This is a genomic window from Desulfoconvexum algidum (genome assembly GCF_055382125.1).
Genome location: NZ_AP042394.1, coordinates 5201919 through 5225130, shown reverse-complemented (window position 1 = coordinate 5225130; position 23212 = coordinate 5201919). Strand labels below are relative to the sequence as shown.

General features: G+C 43.8%; 21 protein-coding genes. 11 read left to right on the top strand and 10 right to left on the bottom strand.

The genetic code is table 11. The features are described 5' to 3' along the window. Positions 1-23 precede the first annotated feature (23 nt). Complete coding sequence (gene yedF / locus ACZ45G_RS23595) at positions 24-638, bottom strand: sulfurtransferase-like selenium metabolism protein YedF (protein WP_464172970.1); 615 nt, start codon at positions 636-638, stop codon at positions 24-26. A 210-nt stretch (positions 639-848) separates the two neighbouring features. On the opposite strand from yedF, the gene ACZ45G_RS23590 reads away from it, so the two are divergent. Continuing rightward, entirely contained in the window at positions 849-1145 is a 297-nt protein-coding gene (locus ACZ45G_RS23590) for a hypothetical protein (protein WP_464172969.1), read from the top strand. 5 nt (positions 1146-1150) lie between these two features. Here ACZ45G_RS23590 and ACZ45G_RS23585 read toward each other — a convergent pair whose 3' ends face one another. The 3 genes from ACZ45G_RS23585 to ACZ45G_RS23575 form a co-directional block, all read right to left on the bottom strand. After that, the gene (locus ACZ45G_RS23585; protein WP_464172968.1) at positions 1151-1474 is read right to left on the bottom strand and encodes a YkgJ family cysteine cluster protein; all 324 of its coding nucleotides are present in this window, start codon (positions 1472-1474) and stop codon (positions 1151-1153) included. A gap of 22 nt (positions 1475-1496) precedes the next feature. Then, the gene (lysA, locus tag ACZ45G_RS23580; protein WP_464172967.1) at positions 1497-2738 is read right to left on the bottom strand and encodes a diaminopimelate decarboxylase; all 1242 of its coding nucleotides are present in this window, start codon (positions 2736-2738) and stop codon (positions 1497-1499) included. Positions 2739-2844: 106 nt separating this feature from the next. Then, positions 2845-3876 carry a tRNA dihydrouridine synthase gene (locus ACZ45G_RS23575; RefSeq protein WP_464172966.1) on the bottom strand — a complete coding sequence of 344 codons (1032 nt, stop codon included), beginning with the start codon at positions 3874-3876 and terminating at the stop codon, positions 2845-2847. Between the two features lie 209 nt (positions 3877-4085). Here ACZ45G_RS23575 and ACZ45G_RS23570 point away from each other — a divergent pair, with 209 nt between their 5' ends. From ACZ45G_RS23570 to ACZ45G_RS23555, 4 genes are read left to right on the top strand one after another with little or no spacing between them, the layout of a single operon-like run. Then, the gene (locus tag ACZ45G_RS23570; RefSeq protein ID WP_464172965.1) at positions 4086-5066 is read left to right on the top strand and encodes a FeoA domain-containing protein; all 981 of its coding nucleotides are present in this window, start codon (positions 4086-4088) and stop codon (positions 5064-5066) included. A 2-nt stretch (positions 5067-5068) separates the two neighbouring features. Further along, positions 5069-7240 (top strand): ferrous iron transport protein B, encoded by a 2172-nt coding sequence (feoB, locus tag ACZ45G_RS23565; protein ID WP_464172964.1) that lies wholly within the window; start codon positions 5069-5071, stop codon positions 7238-7240. Positions 7241-7272: 32 nt separating this feature from the next. Further along, complete coding sequence (locus tag ACZ45G_RS23560; protein ID WP_464172963.1) at positions 7273-7731, top strand: SH3 domain-containing protein; 459 nt, start codon at positions 7273-7275, stop codon at positions 7729-7731. Positions 7732-7761: 30 nt separating this feature from the next. After that, positions 7762-8451, top strand: a complete 690-nt coding sequence (locus ACZ45G_RS23555; protein WP_464172962.1) for a tetratricopeptide repeat protein — start codon at positions 7762-7764, stop codon at positions 8449-8451. A 370-nt stretch (positions 8452-8821) separates the two neighbouring features. On the opposite strand, the gene ACZ45G_RS23550 is transcribed toward ACZ45G_RS23555, so the two are convergent. Next, a complete protein-coding gene (locus tag ACZ45G_RS23550) occupies positions 8822-10210 on the bottom strand; it encodes a sigma-54-dependent transcriptional regulator (protein ID WP_464172961.1) in 1389 nt (462 codons plus the stop codon). Continuing rightward, a complete protein-coding gene (locus tag ACZ45G_RS23545) occupies positions 10211-11647 on the bottom strand; it encodes a two-component system sensor histidine kinase NtrB (protein WP_464172960.1) in 1437 nt (478 codons plus the stop codon). A 223-nt stretch (positions 11648-11870) separates the two neighbouring features. On the opposite strand from ACZ45G_RS23545, the gene pilM reads away from it, so the two are divergent. From pilM to ACZ45G_RS23520, 5 genes are read left to right on the top strand one after another with little or no spacing between them, the layout of a single operon-like run. After that, positions 11871-12926 (top strand): type IV pilus assembly protein PilM, encoded by a 1056-nt coding sequence (gene pilM / locus ACZ45G_RS23540; protein ID WP_464172959.1) that lies wholly within the window; start codon positions 11871-11873, stop codon positions 12924-12926. Next, the gene (locus tag ACZ45G_RS23535; protein WP_464172958.1) at positions 12923-13507 is read left to right on the top strand and encodes a PilN domain-containing protein; all 585 of its coding nucleotides are present in this window, start codon (positions 12923-12925) and stop codon (positions 13505-13507) included. Before pilM ends, ACZ45G_RS23535 begins: the two co-directional genes overlap by 4 nt. Beyond that, the gene (locus ACZ45G_RS23530) at positions 13507-14172 is read left to right on the top strand and encodes a type IV pilus inner membrane component PilO (RefSeq protein ID WP_464172957.1); all 666 of its coding nucleotides are present in this window, start codon (positions 13507-13509) and stop codon (positions 14170-14172) included. Before ACZ45G_RS23535 ends, ACZ45G_RS23530 begins: the two co-directional genes overlap by 1 nt. A gap of 11 nt (positions 14173-14183) precedes the next feature. Beyond that, complete coding sequence (locus ACZ45G_RS23525; protein ID WP_464172956.1) at positions 14184-14930, top strand: pilus assembly protein PilP; 747 nt, start codon at positions 14184-14186, stop codon at positions 14928-14930. 1 nt (position 14931) lies between these two features. Continuing rightward, a complete protein-coding gene (locus ACZ45G_RS23520) occupies positions 14932-17283 on the top strand; it encodes a type IV pilus secretin PilQ (RefSeq protein ID WP_464172955.1) in 2352 nt (783 codons plus the stop codon). Positions 17284-17330: 47 nt separating this feature from the next. Here the strand turns inward: ACZ45G_RS23520 and ACZ45G_RS23515 are convergent, their stop codons facing one another. The 4 genes from ACZ45G_RS23515 to serS are packed head-to-tail and all read right to left on the bottom strand — an operon-like array spanning position 17331 to position 22363. Then, positions 17331-18089: a tetratricopeptide repeat protein gene (locus tag ACZ45G_RS23515; protein WP_464172954.1), complete on the bottom strand. Its 759-nt coding sequence runs from the start codon at positions 18087-18089 to the stop codon at positions 17331-17333. A 24-nt stretch (positions 18090-18113) separates the two neighbouring features. Next, on the bottom strand, positions 18114-19571 hold the full coding sequence (locus tag ACZ45G_RS23510; protein WP_464172953.1) for a hypothetical protein: 1458 nt from the start codon (positions 19569-19571) through the stop codon (positions 18114-18116). A 28-nt stretch (positions 19572-19599) separates the two neighbouring features. Then, a complete protein-coding gene (gene thrC / locus ACZ45G_RS23505; RefSeq protein ID WP_464172952.1) occupies positions 19600-21093 on the bottom strand; it encodes a threonine synthase in 1494 nt (497 codons plus the stop codon). Further along, complete coding sequence (gene serS, locus ACZ45G_RS23500) at positions 21083-22363, bottom strand: serine--tRNA ligase (RefSeq protein ID WP_464172951.1); 1281 nt, start codon at positions 22361-22363, stop codon at positions 21083-21085. Before serS ends, thrC begins: the two co-directional genes overlap by 11 nt. 190 nt (positions 22364-22553) lie before the next feature. Here serS and ACZ45G_RS23495 point away from each other — a divergent pair, with 190 nt between their 5' ends. After that, complete coding sequence (locus ACZ45G_RS23495) at positions 22554-23159, top strand: 5-formyltetrahydrofolate cyclo-ligase (RefSeq protein ID WP_464172950.1); 606 nt, start codon at positions 22554-22556, stop codon at positions 23157-23159. Positions 23160-23212 lie beyond the last annotated feature (53 nt).

The window sequence follows — 23212 nt, the reverse complement described above, 5'->3', positions numbered from 1 at the left end:
AAAAAATCCCCATTGTTCAAGGGTTATAGGTTAATCACCTTGTCGGCATATTGCATGGCCGTGACAATATCCAGCATATTGGTGGTCTGTCCCACTTTTTTTTCTTTCATAAGTCCCAGATGGGTAAGGCAGGTGCCGCAGACAAGAATTCCAACCTTGTCGGCTTCCAGGGCCTGGATTTCTTCCAAAACCGCTGAATCCTTTGTGGCCAGTTTTACCCCGTGGTTGACAAATACAAGTTGCCAGAGGTCTTCTCCCATTTCTTTCAGGGTTTTTATATAACTAATCATGAGCTTTTCACCCAGCTCCTGGTCTTCCCTGCCCATTTGGGTGGAAGAGATCATGATCATTATTTTCTGGGAAGATCCCCCTGTTTCAGACTTTTGGAAGGCCGGTGCAGATTCAATTATGGTTGCATCTGCAGCCTCTTTTATGCCTTCCACGGCAGAAGAAATGCCATCCGAGTCAACGGAAATTTCAAATCCGTGAAAGGTTAAAAAACGGCTGACATTCTCCACGGCCGCATCATTGTCAACCAGAATACGGACATGGCTCAGGGCATTTGCTTCAAGCAGTTGTTTTGTCTGCAACACCGGGGCAGGACAATCTAATTTTCGACAATCAAGTTCTTTTATCATATTATTATTCTCTTTAGGTCATTCTTCTTTTTAGGGTTTCAGGTTGATCTGTTATGTTAAGAAGGGAGGGGGCTGAAGTCAAATAGGGATATCCAATGAAGCCCCATAAAGATATTTATATTTTAAATAAGCGAAAAAGGTTTGACACAACCTTTAGGGTATGGTCATTATTCATAGGGTAGAATAACAGATTTTTAAAGGAGACAAATCATGATTATTATTTCGAATGTGACCTATCCCCCGGAAGGGACCCGGGAAATAGCCAATCGTTACCTGACAGCACCTGCGTTGCCGAGTTTTATTACTAAAAAAGGGCCCTATATTTCTGCAAGCAACACCCAGGGGATGCATTCCATTACCTATTATGAATTGGAAAATGATCGACTGGCAGATGGGCTAAAGGCCATTGGCGAGAGCCTGGCCATCTATTTTGGTGTGCCGGGGTATAAATATGATATCAAACCCTATTTTGAGCTGGAGGAAGGCTTAAGTATCCTGGGGTTGTGATGCCCCTATAAATTTTTTTTTGCCCAGCCGCAAATGGTTTCAAAGCCTGTAAATCTCCATTCTTTGGGAAATTGCCGGCATTGCAAGGGCTTTACCAAATTGATTTTACACCCCGCATCCGTGAGAAAGATACACGCGCCATCCTCTTTTTCAATGAGGGATAAACCGGTGCGGTCTTTTGTTAAAATCGTATATTGAGCGATGAAATCATGGACAGATAGTCCCAAAAAGGATGCAATTGCATCGGGTTCATCTTTTTTCAGCCTTACATAACCCGGTTCCCGGCAGCAGGCATGGCAGCCGATACAATGAAAATTTGACAGGTCCATGGCCTATAGTGTCCCCCTAAGATTAATCGGTTAAGCACTGATTTATATCAATACTTTCTGAACAGATCAAGTCAATGAGCTGCCGGGATGTCAGGCGACGCCTGGACAGGGATATTTTTTTGTTTTCCACCACCACTTCCGCCGGCATGGGCCGAAGGTTGTAAGTTCCGCCCATGGCATAACAATAGGCCCCTGCATCCTGGATGGACAGAAGATCATTTTCCCGGATTTGGGGGAGAAGACGGTCCTTGGCAAAGAGGTCGCCTGTTTCGCAGATATTGCCACAGATATCGTAGACAAAGGGTTCCCCTTTGGGGTTGCTGATGTTTTCGATTTTGTGGTAGGCATCATAAAACATGGGGCGGATGAGTTGGGGAAAGCCTGAATCTGTCCCGCAGATGGTCCGGTTCCGGTTGTGTTTGATGGTGTTGACCTCGACAAGGAGCTGGCCGGCTTGGGCCATCAGGTATTTGCCGGGTTCAAATCGAAGTTCAAGTTGCCTGCCGTAGGTGCGGGTGAAATCTGAAAAACGTTCCACCACCTGGGCACCCATTTTTTTGTAATCAATGGGGATTTCGTCGGGTCCATAGGCTATCTTGAATCCGCCGCCAAAATCTAAAAATGTTAAATCCGGGAAATTTTCCCTTGTGGCAATGGACATGATTCGCTCCATGGCAGTGAGAATGGAATCGGGTTTTATTAACCCTGATCCCGTGTGCTCATGGAGGCCGACCACTTTTAGGTCATATTGGGTCGTTATTTTTTTTACCTTGGCCACATCTTCCAGCAGGATACCAAATTTTGTTAAATCTCCCCCTGTTTTTATTTTGTCATGCTCGCCATCCACCACATCCGGATTGAACCTCAGGCAGATCTGGGTACAAGGATATTTTTTTGCATATTTTTCAAGCCGGGACAGGGAATCGATATTCATGAGGACGCCTGTTGCCATGACCTCGTCCATTTCCGTTTCCTTCATATTATTGGCGGTATAGATAATTTTTGATCGTTCAAATCCGCAGGAAAGCGCCATATAAAGATCCCCTGGGCTTACGGCATCAATACCGGCACCCAGGTCTTTTAAAGTAGCGAGGACGCAAATGTTGTAATTGGCCTTCATGGCATAAAATATTTTTAAGGCAGGCCAGGGAAACGCGTCCTGTAATCGTCGGTACTGATTTTTTATCCGATCCAGGTCATAAACATAGGTGGGGGTGCCAAATTTTTTTGCAATGGTTTTCAGCAGGGGGGCATCATTTTCCATATAAAATCTCCAGTTGTGGGGTTATGGGAATAATATACAGGAATTTCGGATTGTCAAGAATATTATTCTTATTATATTATAATTATCAGAATATTATTCTTAAATTTTACACAAATAGTGTTAAATTGGGGGTTGTGAGAGTTTCAGGGATAGTTTTTAACAAGCGGTCTATATTGATACAGATTTGCGCCATGGTATCGGCCTTGATCAGTTTTTTTAATGTGGCCTGGGAGAATTTAAAATTGGCACAAAAATAAGGGGCAAATTTTTTAAACATTTTTACGGCAAAAGGATCGTCATAGTGCTGGCTCAGCAGATGGGAGAAGCGCAGGGCGGTAAAATGGAAAATATCATCCCCCGGCACAAATCCCTTTGTCCACTGGGAAAAAATCCAGGGCCTTGACACGGCCATTCTTCCTAGAGAGAGCCCTTGGCAACCGGTCTGGTCCATCATTTTAATTCCGTCCCAGGTGTTAAACAGATTGCCGTTGCCAAAGACCGGTATGGAAACGGCATCGGTTACCCGGGTGATGATTTCCCATCGGGGGGGGCGATTGCGTCTGTCAGGTGCTACCCGTGGATGGAAGGTTAAGGCATCGGCCCCGGCATCTTCAAATCGCTTTGCCATGTCGACTGCAAATTGGGGATTGTTCTCCCATCCGGTTCGAAACTTGACAAATACAGGGCAGGAGACCGCCTGCCGGACCGATGCCACAATTTGGGTGGCAAGATCCGGGGTTTTTAAAAGGGCTGCCCCGCATCCCTTTTTGCAGATGGCCGCCACGGAACAGCCAAAGTTAAGGTCCACACCGAAAAAACCTTCTGCCTCAATGCGGCGGGCTGCCAGAGCCATGCTCTGGGGCCCAGATCCGAAAATCTGACAGACCAGCGAGTCAAGCTCTGCCTTTCGCCAGGTAAACACCTTGGAGATGGCCGGGTTCTCATGGGGCACTGCCCGGGCGCTGCACATGCCGGTAAACAAAAGCCCGAACCCGCCGAATTCCGATATAAGTTCTCTAAGGGCAATGTGTCCCAGGCCTGCCATGGGGGCCAGCACCATCCTGTTCTGGATGGTTTTATTGCCAATGGGAAGGCAAGTGTTTAGATAACAGGCCAGGTCTTTTTCTGTGGTTATCATGTTAATTTCAAAGCTTTTATGGGGTTATTGATTTTGGTATTGTTCTGTATTTTATAGGAACCCTTTCCAGATTGGATAGTAACATTAGCGGCTGGAAATTGTCCAGAAATTTTCATGTTTTGCCTAAGCGGTATTTTTTGAAAATTGCATTCCTTGACATACGCTTGTACCTATAATATCTTAAAACGTTAATTTATGGGATATAATAAATGATTAATAGACATGAGCAGGAAAAAAAACAGTTTCGGCGGCTTTTTCAACGACAGAATGTTGACAGATTTGATGAAAGATTTCATGTTCTTGAAGCCTTTTTAAAGCTGGAACACCATGTGACATGCAGGGATATTTCCCGTCAGCTGAAATTGGACGGCATCGATCTGGATGAAGGGTTTGTGAGTACCAGCATGGAGCATCTGTGCCGGTTTGGTTTTGCAAGCCGGGTGGCCTTTGATCCCGGGGAAGAGATCCTTTATGAACATCGGCACCTCGGGGTTCACCATGACCACATGGTCTGTGCAAAATGCAGTGCCATCCTGGAGTTTAAGGATGAAACCCTGGAAAAACTTCAGCAAAAGGTGGCCGAGGCCTATGGATTTTATATGCTTCAGCACAAGATGGAAATATACGGGCTTTGTTCCAAGTGCATGGCTACTAGAAAGAACCGGGTTCCCCTTTACAAGGCCAAGCCTGGGGAAAAGCTCATTGTCAAGGCGTTGGAAGCCGGTAAAAAGATGCAGATGCGGATTTCATCCATGGGGCTTAAAATAGGGGATCTTGTCGAGGTTGTCTCCAATGGGTTCGGCGGTCAGGTGGTCATTGCCGTCGGGGAGAACCGGCTGGTTATTGGGACCGGGATGGCTCAAAAAATATGGGTCCAGCCCTTTGACAGATTGCCCGCGTTAAAAATCGACAGGCCTAAGGGTCGGGAAGAAAGTTCTGATGCACCTCCCATGGATCTGAGCCGGATGAAGGCCGGGCAGGAGGGGACCATCGTTCGGGTCTCCGGAGAAACACATTTGCGGCGCAGACTTCTTGAGATGGGAATCAACCGGGGAACCACCATATATGTGGAAAAATATGCCCCCTTAAAAGACCCCCTTGAACTGGTAGTCAAGGGATACCATATTTCCCTCCGAATTGAGGAGGCAGCCAATATTTTGGTTGAAAATGTTATTTCTAAAAAAAGATAAAAATGAAACAGAATCTAACCATAGCCCTGGCAGGGAATCCCAATTGCGGTAAAACCACCATATTCAATAATTTGACCGGTGCCCGGCAGAAAGTCGGCAACTGGCCCGGGGTAACCGTTGAAAAAAAAGAAGGGCATCTTCGCCACGGGGAGGTTGACCTGAAGGTGGTTGATCTTCCGGGAACCTACAGCCTGACACCCTTTTCCATAGAGGAAATCACGGCCAGGGATTTTATTATTGATGAAGCCCCGGACATTGTTATCAATATCATCGATGCCTCCAATCTTGAAAGAAGCCTATTTTTGGCCCTCCAGATTCGGGAATTGGGCCGGCCAGCCCTCTTTGTCTTGAATATGGCGGACATGGCCGAGGCCAAGGGCATTAAAATTGATGAAAAGAAATTATCTGAATTGCTGGGCCTGCCCGTTGTCTTTACCATCGGCAATAAAAACAGGGGAACAGATATACTGATTGAGGCCGCCATCCGGGAAGTGAGCTCCTTTCATCAGCAAAAAAAATTTAGAACCATCCGGTACAGCAAAGATATAGAAAGCTGTATTTCAAAGATTGAATCGGCCCTTAAACTTGCAAAAATAGAGGATGAAGATGTTCTGATTCGCTGGAAGGCCATCAAGATTCTTGAGGATGATAAAATAATCAAGGAGAAAATTGCCGGTCTGCCCCTGGAAAAAGAGGCCGATGTTTTGGCCCAGGCGGCTGCCTGTCGCGCCAGGATTTATAATTTATTCCAGGATGATTTTGAAATTGTTTTGACCGATGACCGGTATGGGGTGATTGCTGGGATTGTAAAAGAAACCGTCACCAATCTTGCCATCAAGCGGATCGATATGTCACGCAATATCGATCTGGTACTGACGGATCGGTTCTTTGGTCTTCCTGTTTTTGTTTTCTTTATCTGGGCCATGTTTCAACTGACATTTACCCTGGGGGCCTTTCCCATGGAATGGATTGAAGCCGGCGTTGGGGCTTTGTCAAGTGGGCTTGACGGGGTGATGGCACCGTCTTTGTTCAAATCTCTTCTTTTGGATGGGATTATTGCCGGCATTGGCTCTGTGGTTGTTTTTTTGCCCAATATTTTAATTTTGTTTTTCTGCATTGCCTTGTTTGAAGATACCGGTTATATGGCAAGGGCTGCCTTTCTCATGGACCGGGTCATGCATACGGCAGGTCTCCATGGCAAATCTTTCATTCCCATGCTCATGGGATTTGGCTGCAATGTGCCGGCCATTATGGCCACCCGTACCCTTGAAAATGATAAAGATCGGATTCTTACCATATTAATGACACCTTTTATGTCCTGTTCTGCCAAGCTGCCGGTTTATATCATCCTGGCCGGCAGTTTCTTTGCCCACAGGGCCGGCACCGTTATCTTCGGACTGTATTTTGCCGGGATTATTATGGCCATTTTGTCCGGCCGCATTCTGCGTTCCCTGTTTTTTAAGGGGGAAGACGCTCCCTTTGTGATGGAGTTGCCACCCTATCGAATGCCCATGTTAAAGAGTCTGCTGATTCACATGTGGGACAGGAGCAAGATGTTCCTTAGAAAAATGGGGGGGGTGATTCTGGTGGGCTCCATTATTATCTGGGTGCTGTCAAGCTTTCCAAGAAACATAGCGTATTCAGTGGATTATGATACCTTGTCTGCTGGCCGGTCTGCTGAATATGCCCTGAAGATTAAATCAGCAGACAAGGATGCTGCCATGGAACTTGTCCAGGCAAAGACATTGGAACTGCAAGGGATTGAAAATAAACGAGAACAGGAACGGATTTCAAAATCCTATATTGGCATGATCGGTAAGACCCTGGAACCTTTGTTTCAGCCCATTGGTATCGGGTGGCAAGCCAGTGTCGCATTGGTGACAGGTTTTGTGGCCAAGGAAGTTGTGGTCAGTACCATGGGGGTATTATACGGGGTTGGTGCGGAAGATGGCAAGGCCCTGGAAACGGCCTTGAAAAGATCGGGGATGACCCCTTTGTCTGCCTTGTCCATGATGGTTTTTGTGCTGTTGTATGTGCCTTGCTTTGCTACGGTGATGACCATTTACAGGGAAGCCTCCCCTAAATGGGCCTGTTTTAACGTGATATATACAACTATGGTTGCATGGACCATGTCTTTTTTGGTATACCAGGCGGGAATGTTTTTTTCTGGATAAAAATCAGGGATACCGTAAAGGGAGAGTCTTATATGAAAAATAATTTTGCCAAACAGGTGCTAAAATATATCTTGCCCGCAGTGGTTGCGATGATGGTTGTCGTTGGCCCGGGGTTAGCGGCTGAAAGGATGACCGTTAAATCAGCTATTGCCAATCTTCGTTCAGGTCCGGGCAGTAAATATGAAGTTTTGTGGCAGGTGGAAAAATTTCATCCGTTGTTGATCATTGAAAAGAAAAAGAACTGGTATAAAATAAAAGATTTTGAAGGGGATATGGCCTGGATCCATCGCTCTCTTTTGGGAAAAATTAACGGGGTTATTACCATCAAAGCCAAATGCAATGTTCGGTCCAAACCGAATAAAAAGGGTAAGATCTTGTTTACGGTTGAACGGGGGGTGCCTTTCAAGGTGCTCAAACGCAGTGGCAACTGGATCCGGATTGAGCACGCAGATGGTGAAGTCGGTTGGATTTATAAGAGCCTTGTATGGTAAATGAATGTTTTTAAAGATTAAGGTGGGTGTATGGCAGAGCAGGGAGTATCAAACGAACGGAAAAAAGAACTTGAGCAGATAGATCCTTTTCAGGAAAACCTTTTAAAAACATTGGCCTATGTAAAGGAAAATCAAAAACAGTTTTTGCTGATTCTGGGGGGTATCCTTCTGGTTATTGTTATTTTCTCAGGCATTATGTTTAGCTTCAAAAATTCGGAGAGAATTGCATCGGATCTTGTCGCAACGGCAGTCATCTCCTATGAAAAAGCCAGTGATCCGGTCAAGGGATTTCAGGCGGTAACGGCTGATTTCGACACGATTTTTGCAGAGTATTCAAATACCAGTGCCGGAAGAATGGGCAAGGTCAAATTTGCAAAAATTTGTTTTGATGCAGGCGAATATGACAGGGCCTTTGACCTTTATAAAGAGGCTTTGGAGATGTTTGAAGATGAAGCGGGTATGAAAAATTTCCTCCTGGCCTCTCTTGGGCATGTCTCCCAGGCAAGAAGCGACGCTGAAAAGGCAAAATCTTATTTCCTTGAGATTGAAACAGGGGCTTCTGATCTTCTAAAGGATGAGGCACGGTTTGCCCTGGCAGGTATTTATGAAGATGCCAATGACACGGCATCAAGTTTGAAGATGTATGAAAAAATTGTGAATGACCATGAAAATTCTATTTACAGGAATATTGCCGAAAGCAAAATCAAGGATGTTCAATAACGGATCCAAACTAAACGAGGCTGCCATTGGCAGCCTCGTTTAGAAAAGGAAAAAAGATGAAAAAACTAACACTTGGTTAGTGAATATAATCAATGCAAATCTCCGGCCAATCCCCTCCTGTATTCTGTTATTTTCTAATCTTTCTTCTAACCATCTAAAATTATTATAATATAAGACCTCAATTTTTCCGAAATGCTGTTGGCTTTTTTACCGATATTTTATGCCCTCCTGTGCAAAGTTCAAAAATTTGAACTCCCTTGGAGAGGTTTAAAGGGAGAAGGGGAGGGACGGCTTGAACTGAAAGGGGTTTGCAAAGGGTTCAATATATTGAACTTGGTGCAAAATTATATCTATTATATAATTAATTCAATTATTTGTCTTGATTGAGTTCCCTGTCCAGATTAAACTTTTTTAGTTTCTGGTTCAATCCGCTTTTGCCAATTCCTAGGAGCTGTGCCGCTTTGGTTTGAACATTACCCGATAGCTTCATGGCCCGTTGAATCATCCTTTTTTCAACTGCAGCAAGGGTTTCTGACAGACCTACACCATCTGGGATTCCGTCCAGTTGAAGCGCTATCCCTGAGCTTTGTCGAAGTTGTGTGGGGAGATCTGTCGGGGAGATCAAGTTGCCGCTGGAAAGAATAACGGCCCGCTCAATGACATTCTCCAACTCCCTTACATTTCCTTTCCATTCATAATCACACAGAATTTGGGCGGCTTTTCTGTCTATACCGGTCACACGGCTCACAGACCCAGCCTCGCTGGTGTATTTTTTAATAAAATGATTGATCAGCATGAGGATGTCTTCCTTGCGATCCCTTAAGGGCGGGATGGTCGTTTTTACGACATTGAGTCGATAATACAGATCTTCCCTGAAATTTCCCTTTTGTACCTCGTCTTCAAGAATTTTGTTAGTGGCGGCTATCAAACGGAAGTCAACGGGGATAGCCATAGTTCCCCCGACCCTCTCCACAGAGCGTTCCTGGAGAACCCGGAGAAGTTTTACCTGCAGGGTCATGGGAAGTTCGCCAATTTCATCCAGGAAAAGGGTGCCCTTGTCGGCCAGTTCAAACCGTCCTTTTTTCATATTTGCTGCCCCTGTGAAGGCGCCTTTTTCATGGCCGAATAATTCACTTTCCAATAAGGATTCAGCAAAGGCGGCGCAATTGACTGCCACAAGAGATTTGTTTTTTCTTGGGCTGTTGTAGTGTATGGACTTTGCCACAAGTTCTTTGCCGGTGCCGCTTTCGCCTTCTATGAGGACAGAGGCATTGGTGGGTGCCACTTTTTGAATGATTTCATACAATTCCTGCATGGGCTTGCTTTTTCCGATGATATTATCAAACTGATATCTTGTTCGCATGGCATCTTTGAGGATATTATTTTCCTCTACAATTTTGTACACGGAGATGGCTTTTGCGATGTGGGCAATCAAGGCTTCATTTTCAAAGGGCTTGAGGATAAAGGTATAAGCTCCCTTGTGCATGGCTTCAACTGCCTTTTCAACACTGCCGAATGCTGTCATGATGATGACCGGCATGTCCGGTTTGAGTTCTTTTATTTTTTCCAGCAGATCGATGCCGGTCATTCCAGGCATCTTAACGTCGGTGAGGACAAGGTCAATGAGTTGGGTGTTTAAGATATCCAGGGCCTCCATTCCGCTTGGGGCTGTGAATGTTCGATAGCCTTCTTCTTGAAGGATTTCTCCAATTATCATTGGATAATGCTTTTCATCATCCACAATTAATATATTTTCCATTTAGTATGACTCCTGAATCGGTAAGGTAATTTCAACTTTTGTCCCCAAAGGTCTGGCATTGGAGATGTGGATCTGGCCTTTGTGGGCTTCAATAATGTTTTTGACAATTCCAAGACCAAGGCCTGTCCCGGTATCCTTGGTTGTGAAAAATGGGGTCCATATTTTCTTTAGCACATCTTCGCTGATACCGTCACCCGTGTCTGTAAAACAGATATGGACAAAGTCGGGGTCTGACCATGTGGCAATGGTGATGGTTCCGTTTTCTTTCAATGCATGGAAAGAATTTAATAAAATATTCAAAAAACTCTGATAGAGCATGGCGGTGTCCGCCATGATTTCCGGGATGTCTTCTTGATACTGTGTTTTAATATTGATTTTTGCATCTTGAATCTGGGAGGCAAGAAAAATCAGATTCTTTTCAATTACCTCATCTATGATGCAGGGCCGGAGATCCGGTACCCTTGGTTTTGCAAAATCAAGAAAGTCGGTAATAATATGGTTGAGTCTTGTTGATTCTTCCACAATTATATTCGGAATATTACTGTCAGGATCCAATTTGGCCATTTTCTTTTTTAATAGTTGGGCACTGCTTTTTATGATTCCCAGAGGATTTCTGATTTCATGGGAAACCCCTGCCGTCATGCCTCCGATGGCAGACAGATGTTCAGCCCTGCTCAGTTTTTCTTCAAGCTTGAGGCGTTCTTCTGCTCTTGCCTCAATGATTTTTTCACCCTGCTTGACCACAAATCTGAGTATGAGAAACAAGATACCCATGATAATGGAACAGGTGGCAACGATGAGTCCCTGGAGCCTGACGACGTCCTGGTAATCATCGGATATATCCCGGATGACTTCGACTACACCGATAACCATCCGTTTTCCGGAACGAGAGAATTCTACTTCCTGAATTAAGGGGGCAAAGGTGATAATTTTTGTTTCCTTTGGGAACCAGAACATCAATTCAAGAAAACTGCCTTTTTGGATCAGTTTGGAGGTGACCTGATTTTTCATGGCCTTTTCATAGTGGACACCGCCAGCGTTTTTCTTTCCAATCTGGCTTTCATCGAAACTATACCCGATAATATTATCGGTTCCATATATATTGACCATTTCAACATGAAAGCTGTGGAGGGTTGATTTGATAACGGTGTCCAGAAGCATATGCTGGGCATTCTCCCTCAATTTGATTTCACCGTGTTGATATACAACCGGTGCAACAAATCTTAGAAAGATTTGATGATTAAGGTTTTCAACCAGAAGTGAATTGTATTCTTTGTTTTTTTCAAGGAGGATATTCCTGACCCAGTGGGCATTTAAAGCGGCAATAACAATGGTGGCCGTCAGCATGACGATCAAGCTGGAAAAGGTAAAGGCTTTGACCAGTACAAATGGTCGAACCTCCTTGGGATTTGAGTCTTTTTTTGGTATATTTTTCACAGGTTTCCTTGGTGGTATGTATTTTTTTTCATATTTTTCATGTTTTTGTGTTTGACAAGTCATGGTTTCTTTTGCTATCAATTACCATAGATAACGATTATACTTGACTTTAGCGTCATATCGTATCAAGTTATAGTAATATTGTTGTTACATATCAATACAAAAGATTGATGGTACCGTATGGTGTTTAGATGCATGGCTTGCCGAATAAGGATGAAAGTGTATGCTATTTAGAAAAAAGGATCATCTTGTCGGTTTAGATATCGGCTCTTCATTCATAAAAGTTGCTGAGCTTAAGATTTCCAAAAAAGGAAAGATCCTTAAAAAATTTGGTGTGGCGCAGGTTCCTTCCGGGGCGATTGTTGAAGGGCGGGTAATCGATACAGAAGGGGTTGCCAATATTATTCGTACCCTGTTTAAATCCCAGAAAATCAAAGAAAAAAATGTGGCAATTTCAACGGGTGGGCATTCCGTTGTCATAAAAACAATCACCACGGCAAAAGTGCCGGAGAAAGAACTTCACGCAACGATTCATTCGGAAGCAGAACAATATATTCCCTATGATATTGACGATGTGAATATCGACTATCAGATTCTTGGGGAAAGTGAATTTTCGCTGGATCAGATGAATGTTTTGCTTGTGGCGGTTAAAAAAGATCTGGTTGCTGAGTATATTAATCTGCTTTCCCTGGCAGGTTTAACGCCTAAAATAATTGATGTTGACACCTTTGCCTTGCAAAATATTTATGAAGTTCTGCCGGACTCAGATCCAGAAACGGTGACCTTATTGGTGGATGTCGGGGCTTCGAAAACCTCGCTGAATATTTTAAAAGGAAATATTTCGTTGATGATGCGGGATAATGTTTCCGGCACAGATCAGATTTTAGAGGAACTGGCAGGTCAGCTTGATATCAGTATTGAAGAAGCTGAAAATATGGTTTCTGGTAATACCGATCAAAAAGATTCCAAGGCCATAGCTGAGATCAGCCAGCGCATTGCAAATAATTGGTGTTCTGAAATCTGTGAAGTGGTTTATACCTTTCAAACCAGTAACAACGAGAAGAAAGTTGAAAAAATTGTCTTAAGCGGAGGTGGCGGGTTTGTGGAAGGATTTTTAGACAACCTTAAGTCTGAGCTGAATGTGGAGGTTGTTGGCATTAATCCTTTTGAAGGATTGATTCTGGATAAAAAACGATTTCCAGACTCATTTATATCTGGTATCGGGCTCCAGGCACCCATTGCATTGGGCCTATCATTGAGAAGGATGGATGATAAATGATAAGAATCAATCTTCTGCCCTTTAGGGTTGCCCGTAAAAAAGAAAACATTCGCCGCCAGGTTTCTATTTTCTTTTTGTCCATTGTGATGGTATCCCTCCTATTGGCTTGGTATACTATGGGGATTAACAAAGAAATTGTTGAAACCAAGGCCCAGATAGTACAGGTAAAGACCCAGATTGCGCTGTATAAAGAAAAGGCGGACAGGGTTACTCAGATAAAGAAAAATTTAAAAACTCTTGAGGATAAGTTGAAGATCGTATCTTCCCTTGAAGAAAAACGGATGGAACAGCTTGTCCTTTTGGAGGAATTGTCTGAAAGGGTAGTCCCGGAAAGAATGTGGCTCGAAAGTATGAAAGCTGATTCAACTCATGTGACCTTAAAGGGAGTGGCCTTTGACAATCCGACAATCGCAGATTTTATGAGGAATCTTGAAATTTCCTCTCTTTTTTCCAACATTGATTTAAAACGATCAAAGGTGCAAAAGTTCAAGGAAGGGATTATGCTTAAATCCTTTGAGCTGTTTTGTACCAAAAAAATCATTGCCCAGAAAGATGGCGGCAAGGATAAAAAAGGGAAATAATGGCCTCGGATACTAAAGAAAATAAAAAAGACGAAATCAAGGAAAAAATAGCTTTTCTTTTCGAAAAAATTGGTGGACTGAGCAAGGTTCAGCGGTTGCTTATCTGTGTTTTGACCATCGCCGTTCTGGGGGGGGGGTATTATTATTTTATATTTGCTCCCAAGAATAAGATGTTACAGAGCGTAAAAACTGAGTACAAAACCCAGGTTGCGAAATTGGAAACCTTTAAGCGAAAAGCACGCGCATTAAAAGAATTTGAGACAAAAATGGCCAAGGTCCAGGAAAAATTTGATATCGCCATGAAGGCTCTACCGGAGAAAAAGGAGATACCCTCTCTTTTAGAGGGGGTGTCAAAGGCCGGAAGCAATGCCGGTCTTGTGTTTTTGCTTTTTCAGCCGGCCCCGGTTGTCAACAAGCAATTTTATAAAGAAATTCCCCTGTCCTTAAAGGTCGAGGGCAATTTCCACCAGATTGCTGATTTTTTTTCCCAGGTGGGTAATTTAAACCGGATCGTCAATATAAAAAACATGTCCATGGCGAGCGATAAAAAGGATGCAGGTCTGATCCAAATGAATTGCAGTGCGGTAACCTATATGTTTGCAGAGCCTAAAAAAGAAGACACAAAAGGGAAAAAAAAGAAACCTAGAGGAAAGAAAAAAGGATAATTCTGACTGGTATGGTAAACATGATTAGAATATCAATTGTCATTTTAATGATCGCCGTGCTTGGGTTTTTTACTGGGTGTGAAGACCAACCTGAAATAAAAAAACCGGCAAGGTCACCTGTCATCGTTTCCGGCAAAATTTTGCCGCTTCCCTCGGGAAAGACGGATGAAAAACCGACTCCAAAGCCAAAGAGTGTGGGGCCGACAAAAACGGGTCAAGCTCAAACCATCACGAAAACAGACGCACAAAAACTAGCTGCTAAAAAAACAGCTGCCAAGAAAATAGTTCCGGTCCCGTCTGGGGATGTTACACAGAAATCGCTTAAAAATGAACAGATGATTGTTAGTACTCAGCCTGAAAAATCGGTTACCACAGAAGGGGTTGCCAGGTATGATTCAACCGGGAAATTGAATCCGTTTTTACCCTTGATCCAGGAAAAAGAAGAAAAGGCTGTTACCGGCTTGGTGGTGGATGAAAAACCTAAAAGAGTGTTGACCCCCCTTGAGAAAATGGAATTAAGTCAGATAAAACTTGTGGCGGTGATCCTGATGGAAAACAGACAACTGGCAATGGTGGAAGAAGCTACCGGGAAAGGATATGAAGTGAGTATAGGCACCTACATGGGTAAAAATAATGGGCAGGTTTCAAAAATCAACCAAAGCAGTATCGTTGTAAAAGAATATGTGAAAGATTATAAAGGGAAGCTGCAGGCTCGTTTCCAGGAAATTAAATTACAAAAAACAGAGGGCGGGGAATAATATGCCGGTTTTTCAGTTTGGTAAAAAAAATTATCGGATTACACTGGTTATTGCTGTATTAACGCTGTTATTTTTGGCCGGGTGCGTGACCGGAAAAACGGGGAACATTGATACACCAGAGATTGGCCAGGCCCAAGCGGATAAAACAGCCGACTCTTCTTTATCGCCGGAAGGCGTGATAGCTGGCCAAAGATATATTAATGAAATTGATGTAAAAAAACAAGACAAAACCATTGAGGTCCGGATCAAGGGAAATCAAAAACTTAGCTTTACCTCCATTAAGCAGTCTTTTCCCTTTGCCATTTGTGTATACCTCCCTGAAACCGGTATAAATCCAGGTCTCGTTCCGGGAACGATTGAGGATGAAGCCATCGGGGGGCTGAAACTCTCCTATGCAGACCAGGATAAGACCACGGCAAAACTTGAAATTCTCTTGAACCAGGACCTTTCCTATGTGGTTCAGGAAGAAGGCGAACAGTTGCGGCTGATTCTTTCACTGGAACAGCCCCGGGATAAAGAGGCTGATTCGATTCCTTCCAAAGAAATGAACATGGCATCCGAGGGAACTATTGTGGCCCCGGAACAGAAAATAGCCGCGCCAAAAAAATCAACGCCGGTGGTTGTGCCGGATACACCAGCTCTAATGACCGGTATTGAGTTTGATACCCTGCCGTCTGGCAGGTCTGATATTCGGTTGGAAACCAGTCATCCGATAAAATATGATACCACCCTGCACAGCGATGAAAAATTATACTTGACCCTTTACAACACAAAGATTCCCGACCGGCACAAGCGCCCACTTTTAACCCGTTATTTTAATTCTGCCGTGGAGAGCATTGAACCAAAAACTGTTAATACAAAGAACGCCATTATTGAGATCAATATCAGAGAGCAGGTTCCCTTTCAAATTGTCCAGGATCAGAACTTCATTACAATGGTGTTTGAACCCTCACAAATTGAACCGCCACCATTTGATAAGGCAAAAATAGATGTTTCCAGTGCAAATAGGGAAACCAAGACCACGGCCGTAAAGCTTCCTGACGGTAATGGTGTCGAAAAAAATAGCCAAGTCAAACAAAAAACAAAGAGCTTGATACCAGGGGAATCCCTTCCAGTCTACACAGGGGAAAAAATAAAACTGGATTTTTATGATACGGATATCAAGAATGTTTTCAGGATTCTCAGAAGTGTTTCCGGTCTGAACTTTGCCATTGATAAAGATGTCACAGGTAAGGTGACCATGACCCTGGGGAATCCAGTTCCCTGGGATCAGGTGCTGGACCTTGTTCTTAAAATGAATGGGCTTGGTAAAAAAAGTGAAGGCAATGTAATCCGCATTGCGACGGTTGCAACCCTGCAAAATGAAGAAAAAATCGTACAGGAGTCCATCGCCACCCACAAGAAAGCGCTCGAACAGAAAGTAAGCCTTGAGCCGCTGGTGACCCAATATCTTCACATTAATTATTCCGATGCCCAGGCGGATATCAAGCCCCATCTGGAACAGATCCTTACCAAGGATCGGGGAAAGATATCTGTGGATAGCCGAACCAATACGATAATATTTACCGATACCCAGGCAAAAATCGACCAGGCCCTGGATATTATTAATCGTTTGGATACGGTTACCCCCCAGATCATGATTGAGGCGAAGGTGGTGGAAGTCACAAAAGACTTTGCCCGGAGCATCGGTATCTCCTGGAATCTGTCCAATGCAACTGACGTTGTCTCGACATTTGTTGATGATTTTGATGTGTCGGTCAACAGCGGCCTGAGCGCTGAATTTTCGTTTTTTAGATTGTTCGGCTCTTCTGTGACGGCTTTAAATGCCCAGCTCGAGGCATCTGAAGAGGCTGGAGATGCCAGGATTGTTTCTTCTCCGAGGATATTGACCCTGGACAATAAAAAGGCCAAAATAAAGCAGGGAGAAAGTCTCAGCTATCTTGAAAAGGATGAATCGGGCAGCTCTACCACCGGATATGTAGATGTTGATCTGCTACTGGAGGTTACGCCCCATGTGACACCGGATAATCGTATTTCCTTGTCCATTTTGATCACCAAAAATGATGTTACAGGCTACAGCACAACAACCGGGGCTCCGGACATTTCAACCAATGAGGCGGAAACCGAACTTCTGGTGAATAACAAAGAGACAGTGGTTATCGGCGGTGTTGTCAAGACAGCTTCAACCAATGATTCGTCGGGACTGCCCTTCCTTACTGGGATACCGGTTCTTGGTTACCTCTTTGGCGTTGAGGCAGTAGAGGACAGTCGGAACGAGTTGTTGATATTTCTAACCCCCTCAATTGTCCAGCTTGAACAAAAGCGGACTACGGGAACTCCGGTCAAACAATAGAGTTGTGAATAAAAGGGTTATACCCGTCAATGAAAGGATTAAACCCATCAATGGAGTTCCAATAATCTGGTTTCAGCTTGCTTGGCCAGGGAGGATCTTTCCGGCACCAGTTTTAATACCTTTTCCCATGATTCCATGGCCTGGTGACTCATACCCTTTCCTTCGAATGCCTGGGCTATATCGGCATGGAAAATGGCGGTATCCGGAGACTGGTTGATACATTTGTGCAGGTAATCCAAAGCCTTGTCCATCTGCCCGGTCCGGATATAGACCTGGGCCAATCCGTGAGAGGCGGCAGTAAACCATGGTCTCTTATCAAGGGCCTTCATAAAATAGGTTTCAGCTAAATGATATTTTTTTTCCCCTAAATAGGCCCAACCAATATTTGAAAGAGGGTAGTGAGGGGTTGGGTACAAAAGGTTGTCCAAGACCGTTTTAAAATTTTCCACGGCCATATCCCATTTTCCCTGGCGAAGATAGGCTGCGCCAAGATTATTGATTGCTTCGATATAGTCGGGTTTTATGGATAAAGCCTTTTTAAAGGCAGTGATTGCCAGATCTTCTCTATCCTTACCCATATACGCCAAGCCCAGACTGTTTTGAAGATACGGGTCTCTGGGGATGATTTTTTCCGCTTCAAGCAGTCGGCTCAGTGCCGCGGTGTAGTTGCCATGGCTTTGGAAAACATCTGCCTCTTTCTTCATTGCCTGGGCGATTTTGGTATTGTTATGTTGGCTGACAGAGCCTGCGCAGGATGAAATGAAAAAAGCTGCGAGTATTAAGATAGTCAGTTTTTTTATGGACATGGGTTCCTCTATAATTTTTTCTGGTTAAGAATTAAGAATTAAGAATTGGATATTTTCTGATTCCAGGAATGTGATGGTAGTGGTGGTGGGTTTTTGCCTGGTAAACAATAGTTTTTCAGTACCCTTTGTAACGTAGATCCCCTTGATGATTTCGACGTGCCTTGAGGTGGTAAAGGAGGGGTTTTTCCAGATGGAATACCCAAGGCGGTTAAAGAGAGTTAGGATCAATTCCGACATTGTTAATCCAGGGGGAATCGTGAGAATTTGATTCCCTTTTTTCTCGATGGCCTCAAGTGCCAGTCCATAAACGCTTCCTGTGTTGATCAATAAATCTGGCTGGCCGAGCCTGTTAATGCGTCCAAAGGATGCGGTCATTTCAATGGTGCCAATGGGAAAAGAAATGATTTGGTCGGGAGTATATTGGGTTTGGGTAATAGATAATAGGGTCAAGATGAACTTGTCAATATCGACGGGCCTGTCATCCAGGGAGGTTTTATCTCTTTCTAATTCTTCGGCCATGGAGATGGCATTGTCAAGTTCCTGTATTTTAATCTGTTTCCAATATGCTCGGATATTTTTCACAAGATCCTTTCCCAGGGAACTGCCATTATTCCGGGGAATGATAATGGTTTTCTCTCCGTCTTTTCTTTCAATCAAGGGGGTCTGGGTTAAATCAAGCACCAAATTCGGCTGTACTCCACGTCCAGGGAAATGCATCTTCCCCTGGTTGATAAGGGTTCCCTGGATCAATTCTGAATACCGTTTAAGTTGGGTCATCTGCAGGGGAGAAATGACCGGTAGGCGGGGAGCCGATGTTTTTTCGACGGGTGCCTGGGGGATGGCATTTGGGTTACTTCCTTGTTTTAAAAAGGATTTAAACCAGGGCTGGGCCAGGATGGATGGGTCGGGTATCACCAACTGGGTTCCTTGATAAATCAGGTCGATATTTGTAACATTCGGGTTGAGGTAGGAAAATGTTTTTTGACCAGCCTGGGAGATGCCACCGCCTTTTTCAAGGAATTTTTTGTCTATAAGCTTTGATACGGTGTCTCCGGTCTGTATGGTGTGTTTTCGAATATAGGGTTGTAATTCAAATTTTTCCGGAACACTTGAAAATTCAATCACCGGAACCTCCACAATACCAGGCGTCTTTTGTTCATAGTCTTGTGTATCAATTTTTCTTAAGGGGATTAGAATTTTAATTCCCGGTGCAATGGCGTCAATATTGCTGATGCGGGGATTGATTTTTTTGAAAATATTTAAAAACCTAGGAAAATCCGCCTCGGAAATTTCTCCTTTTTGTCGGAAAATTTTATAGAGCCAGTCATCCTGTTTAACCTGGTAGGGTTCACATAGAATAGTATCATTTTCATAGGTGAAAACAGAGTATCGCTTGAAAGACGTTTTCACCCCGGCGGCATGGCCATAGCTTGAGAAGAGTATCACTATAAATAATAATGCCGCGCTGGGTATTTTAACCACGAAAGAATCCTTTGTATATGAATTAAGGTTATAAATTAAGTTTCTTTACGATTTTTTCTGAAATTTCCTGGACAAAGTGTTGAAATTCATTTTTTGCCAGCCTTTTTTCCTGGGATGGTACCAGATCCGGATTGTCAGGTGTTATTAATTCAGGCAGATTTATATATCCGGAATTTGGCTGGATGTCATAGGCATCAGGGAGTTGGTTTTTAAAATACAGGTCCTGGAACTCGGAGAATTTAATGGCATGGGCGGTGGCATCCAATATGGCCGTTTCAGCCTTTGTAACAATTCCCTGGGCTGCGGCTTTGACAAGTCCGGCCAAACATTCTCCGCCCTGGGTACAGGTGATATGGCCGTTTCGGTTGGCGGTTAACTGCCAGTCCATGATCGCTTGCTCTTTCACCTGAATAAAAAAGACATTCTGGTGGCGACTTTCTCGATTGTATTGCCGGGTAAGTTCAATGACCCGGGGCATGGAAACCGGGTTACCGATCATGGCAGCCTGGGCAACACTGGGACGGGTATTAACGGGTTTAAAGCACCGTTTGTTTTCATCGGGCTCCAGGTAGTATTGAAAGACCGGATCGGCATGTTCAGACTGAACACCGATTATTTTGGGGAGATGGCTGATAATACCGGCTTTGTGAAATTTTAAAAATCCGTTCATGACAGCCGAAATATTGCCGGCATTCCCAATGGGAACCACCACCACCTTATTTGCCATGTCCCAGTCAAAATCCTGGGCAATCTCATAGGAATAGGATTCCTGTCCCAAGATTCGCCAGGCATTTTTTGAGTTTAAAAGAACCACCGGATAAAGACTGGAAAGATGTTCCACAATTTTCATACAATCATCAAAAACCCCGGGGATCTCAAATACATTGGCCCCGCTGCCTAGGGGTTGGGCGAGCTGCTGGGAGGTTACTTTTTTATGGGGTAGAAGTACCGCCGATTTGATCAAGGGTCTTAGATAGGACACATACAACGCTGCTGCAGCAGATGTGTCCCCTGTGGAGGCGCAGATGGCAATGACATCTGAAACCAGGTTTTGGTCAATTAGATACTTGATACTGGAAAGGGCGCTTGCCATCCCCCGGTCCTTGAAAGACGCGCTTGGGTTCTGACCGTCATTTTTATAAAAAAAGTTGAGTCCTGTTTTTTTCTTAAGGTGTGGGCTTGCTTCAACAATTGGGGTGTGGCCTTCCCCCAGGTAAAGGATGGACTCCAAGGGGATGCACGATCCAATGAATTCATGGTATCGATAAATTCCTTTTAGTGCGGGAATTTTTAACATTTTGCGGTAATCAAATATTTTTTGCCAGGTGGCGCCTGTATGCTGGGTCAGGGCTGCCTTATTTTTATCATGGATCAGTAAAACCTGGTTGCATTTAGGACAAACATACAACAGTTTCTCAATGGGAAATTCCGCTGAACAGCCAAGACATCTATAAAATAGTTTGCCCACAGGTTTCGGGATGATATAAGGCCGGATTTCTTCCGGGAATAGTTCAAGATTCATTTTTAATTACCGTTTGGCCTCCCATATAAGGAACAAGGACATCCGGAATGGTAACAGATCCGTCAGCTTGTTGATAATTTTCTAAAATTGCGGCAAAGGTTCTGCCCACTGCAAGGCCGGAACCGTTCAGGGTGTGGCAGAATTCTGCCCTTTTCTGGCCGGGACGTTTAAAACGGATATTGGCACGTCTGGCCTGGAAATCTGTGCAATTGCTGCAGGAGGATATCTCCCTGTATTTGTCCTGGCCCGGCATCCAGACTTCAAGGTCATAGGTCTTTGTGGCGGAGAACCCGAGATCCCCTGTGCACAGGGTGACAACCTGGTAGGGAAGTTCAAGCCTTGCCAGAATGGTTTCGGCATTTGCCAACAGAGATTCTAGCTCATCAAAGGAGGTCTCCGGGGTGGTGAGTTTAACCATTTCCACCTTGTTGAATTGGTGTTGCCGGATCAATCCCTTGGTATCCCGCCCATAGGAGCCGGCTTCGGATCTGAAACAGGGGGTATAGGCGGTAAATTTAAGGGGCAGCTTTGCTTCATCCAGAATCTCTCCTGCATGGATATTGGTTACCGGAACTTCTGAAGTGGGAATTAAATAATAATCCAACCCTTCCAGTTTAAACAGGTCTTCTTCAAATTTAGGTAATTGTCCCGTACCGGTCATGGTGGTTTTATTGACAATAAAGGGAGGTAAGGTCTCCTTATATCCATGCTCAGTCGTGTGAATATCCAGCATGAAATTGATCAGAGCTCTTTCAAGCCTTGCCCCGGAACCAAAGTAGAGCGGAAACCGGGAACCGGTAATTTTAGCAGCACGGGCTAGATCAAGGATTCCCAAGGACTCACCAATATCTGCGTGATCTTTGATTTTAAAATCAAAGACTCTTGGGGTCCCAATGGTTTTTTCCAGCCGGTTTTGGGATTCATCTTTTCCCATGGGCACATCAATGTGGGGCAGGTTGGGCAGGGCAATAAGAAAATCCTGGATGGCCTGTTGGACGGAAGACAGTTGTTTATCAAGGGCCTTGATGGTTTCTGATACGGCGCGCATTTTGTCAATGCTGGGCTGCGCATCCTCTCCTGAGCGTTTCATTTTAGCAATGTCATCGGAAACGGTATTTCGTTGGTATCTTAATTCTTCGATATTGAGTAAAAGCGCCTTTCTTTTTTCTTCGTTTCCCAGGAGATCTGAAAAATCAATATTGGCCCTTCTTTTCTCCATTCCTAGTTTAACAGAGTCTAAATTGTTTTTTATATATTTTAAATCGAGCATTGTATCCTATCTACGTCCTTAATTTTGCCGGGTTAATAATTGTTAAGGTTTGATTTTAAAAGATTCTTCACAATTTTAATCAGATAACACGGGCCTTGTAAACAGTCAACGATTATTGCAGTTGACAATTGGCCACATCGGTATAATGTTTTCTCAAATATTTTATTTTGCAATTAAAGGAAAGGCAATTATGGAAGAGATGAAAAATACAAAGATTAGTGTGCTGACCCAGGTTTCTGATAGACTTGGTGCGCTTACAAAAGAAGCGCTTACGGAAAAATACAATGGTATTGAAAATAAGTTGTTCGAATTTGCAAATTTCATGGAAGCTCAATTGGCTTTTTTGTCTACATCCACCGGGACAGATATTTCAACTGAAGGGATTATTCCCACCGAGGCAATTATTAGAAAGGCCCTTCACATTGAGAAGGGGATCGTTTTGCCCGTGTTTACCGATGCAAAAAACAGCATTCTACTATATAAAATCTCTGATTATGACAAAGATCTTGTGATCAGCGGTGATGACGTCCTGGAACCAGATCCAGAAAAATGCAAGAAAATATCCCTGGATGATATTGATATCGCCATTATTCCCGGATTGGCCTTTGATGATAAAGGGGGCCGGGTAGGATTTGGAAATAATTATTATTCCAAATTGATCACAAAACTTCCAGAAACCTGTAGAAAAGTTTCCCTGGCCTATGAAGAGCAGATTGTGGATCAGATCCAGATGGAATCACGCAAATTTACAGTGGATATTATCATTACGGATAAGCGGGTCATTTATAAGATTTAGTAAAGATTTAGTATTTTGCTTCGTAGAAGAACATGAAGAAAAAAATAACAATT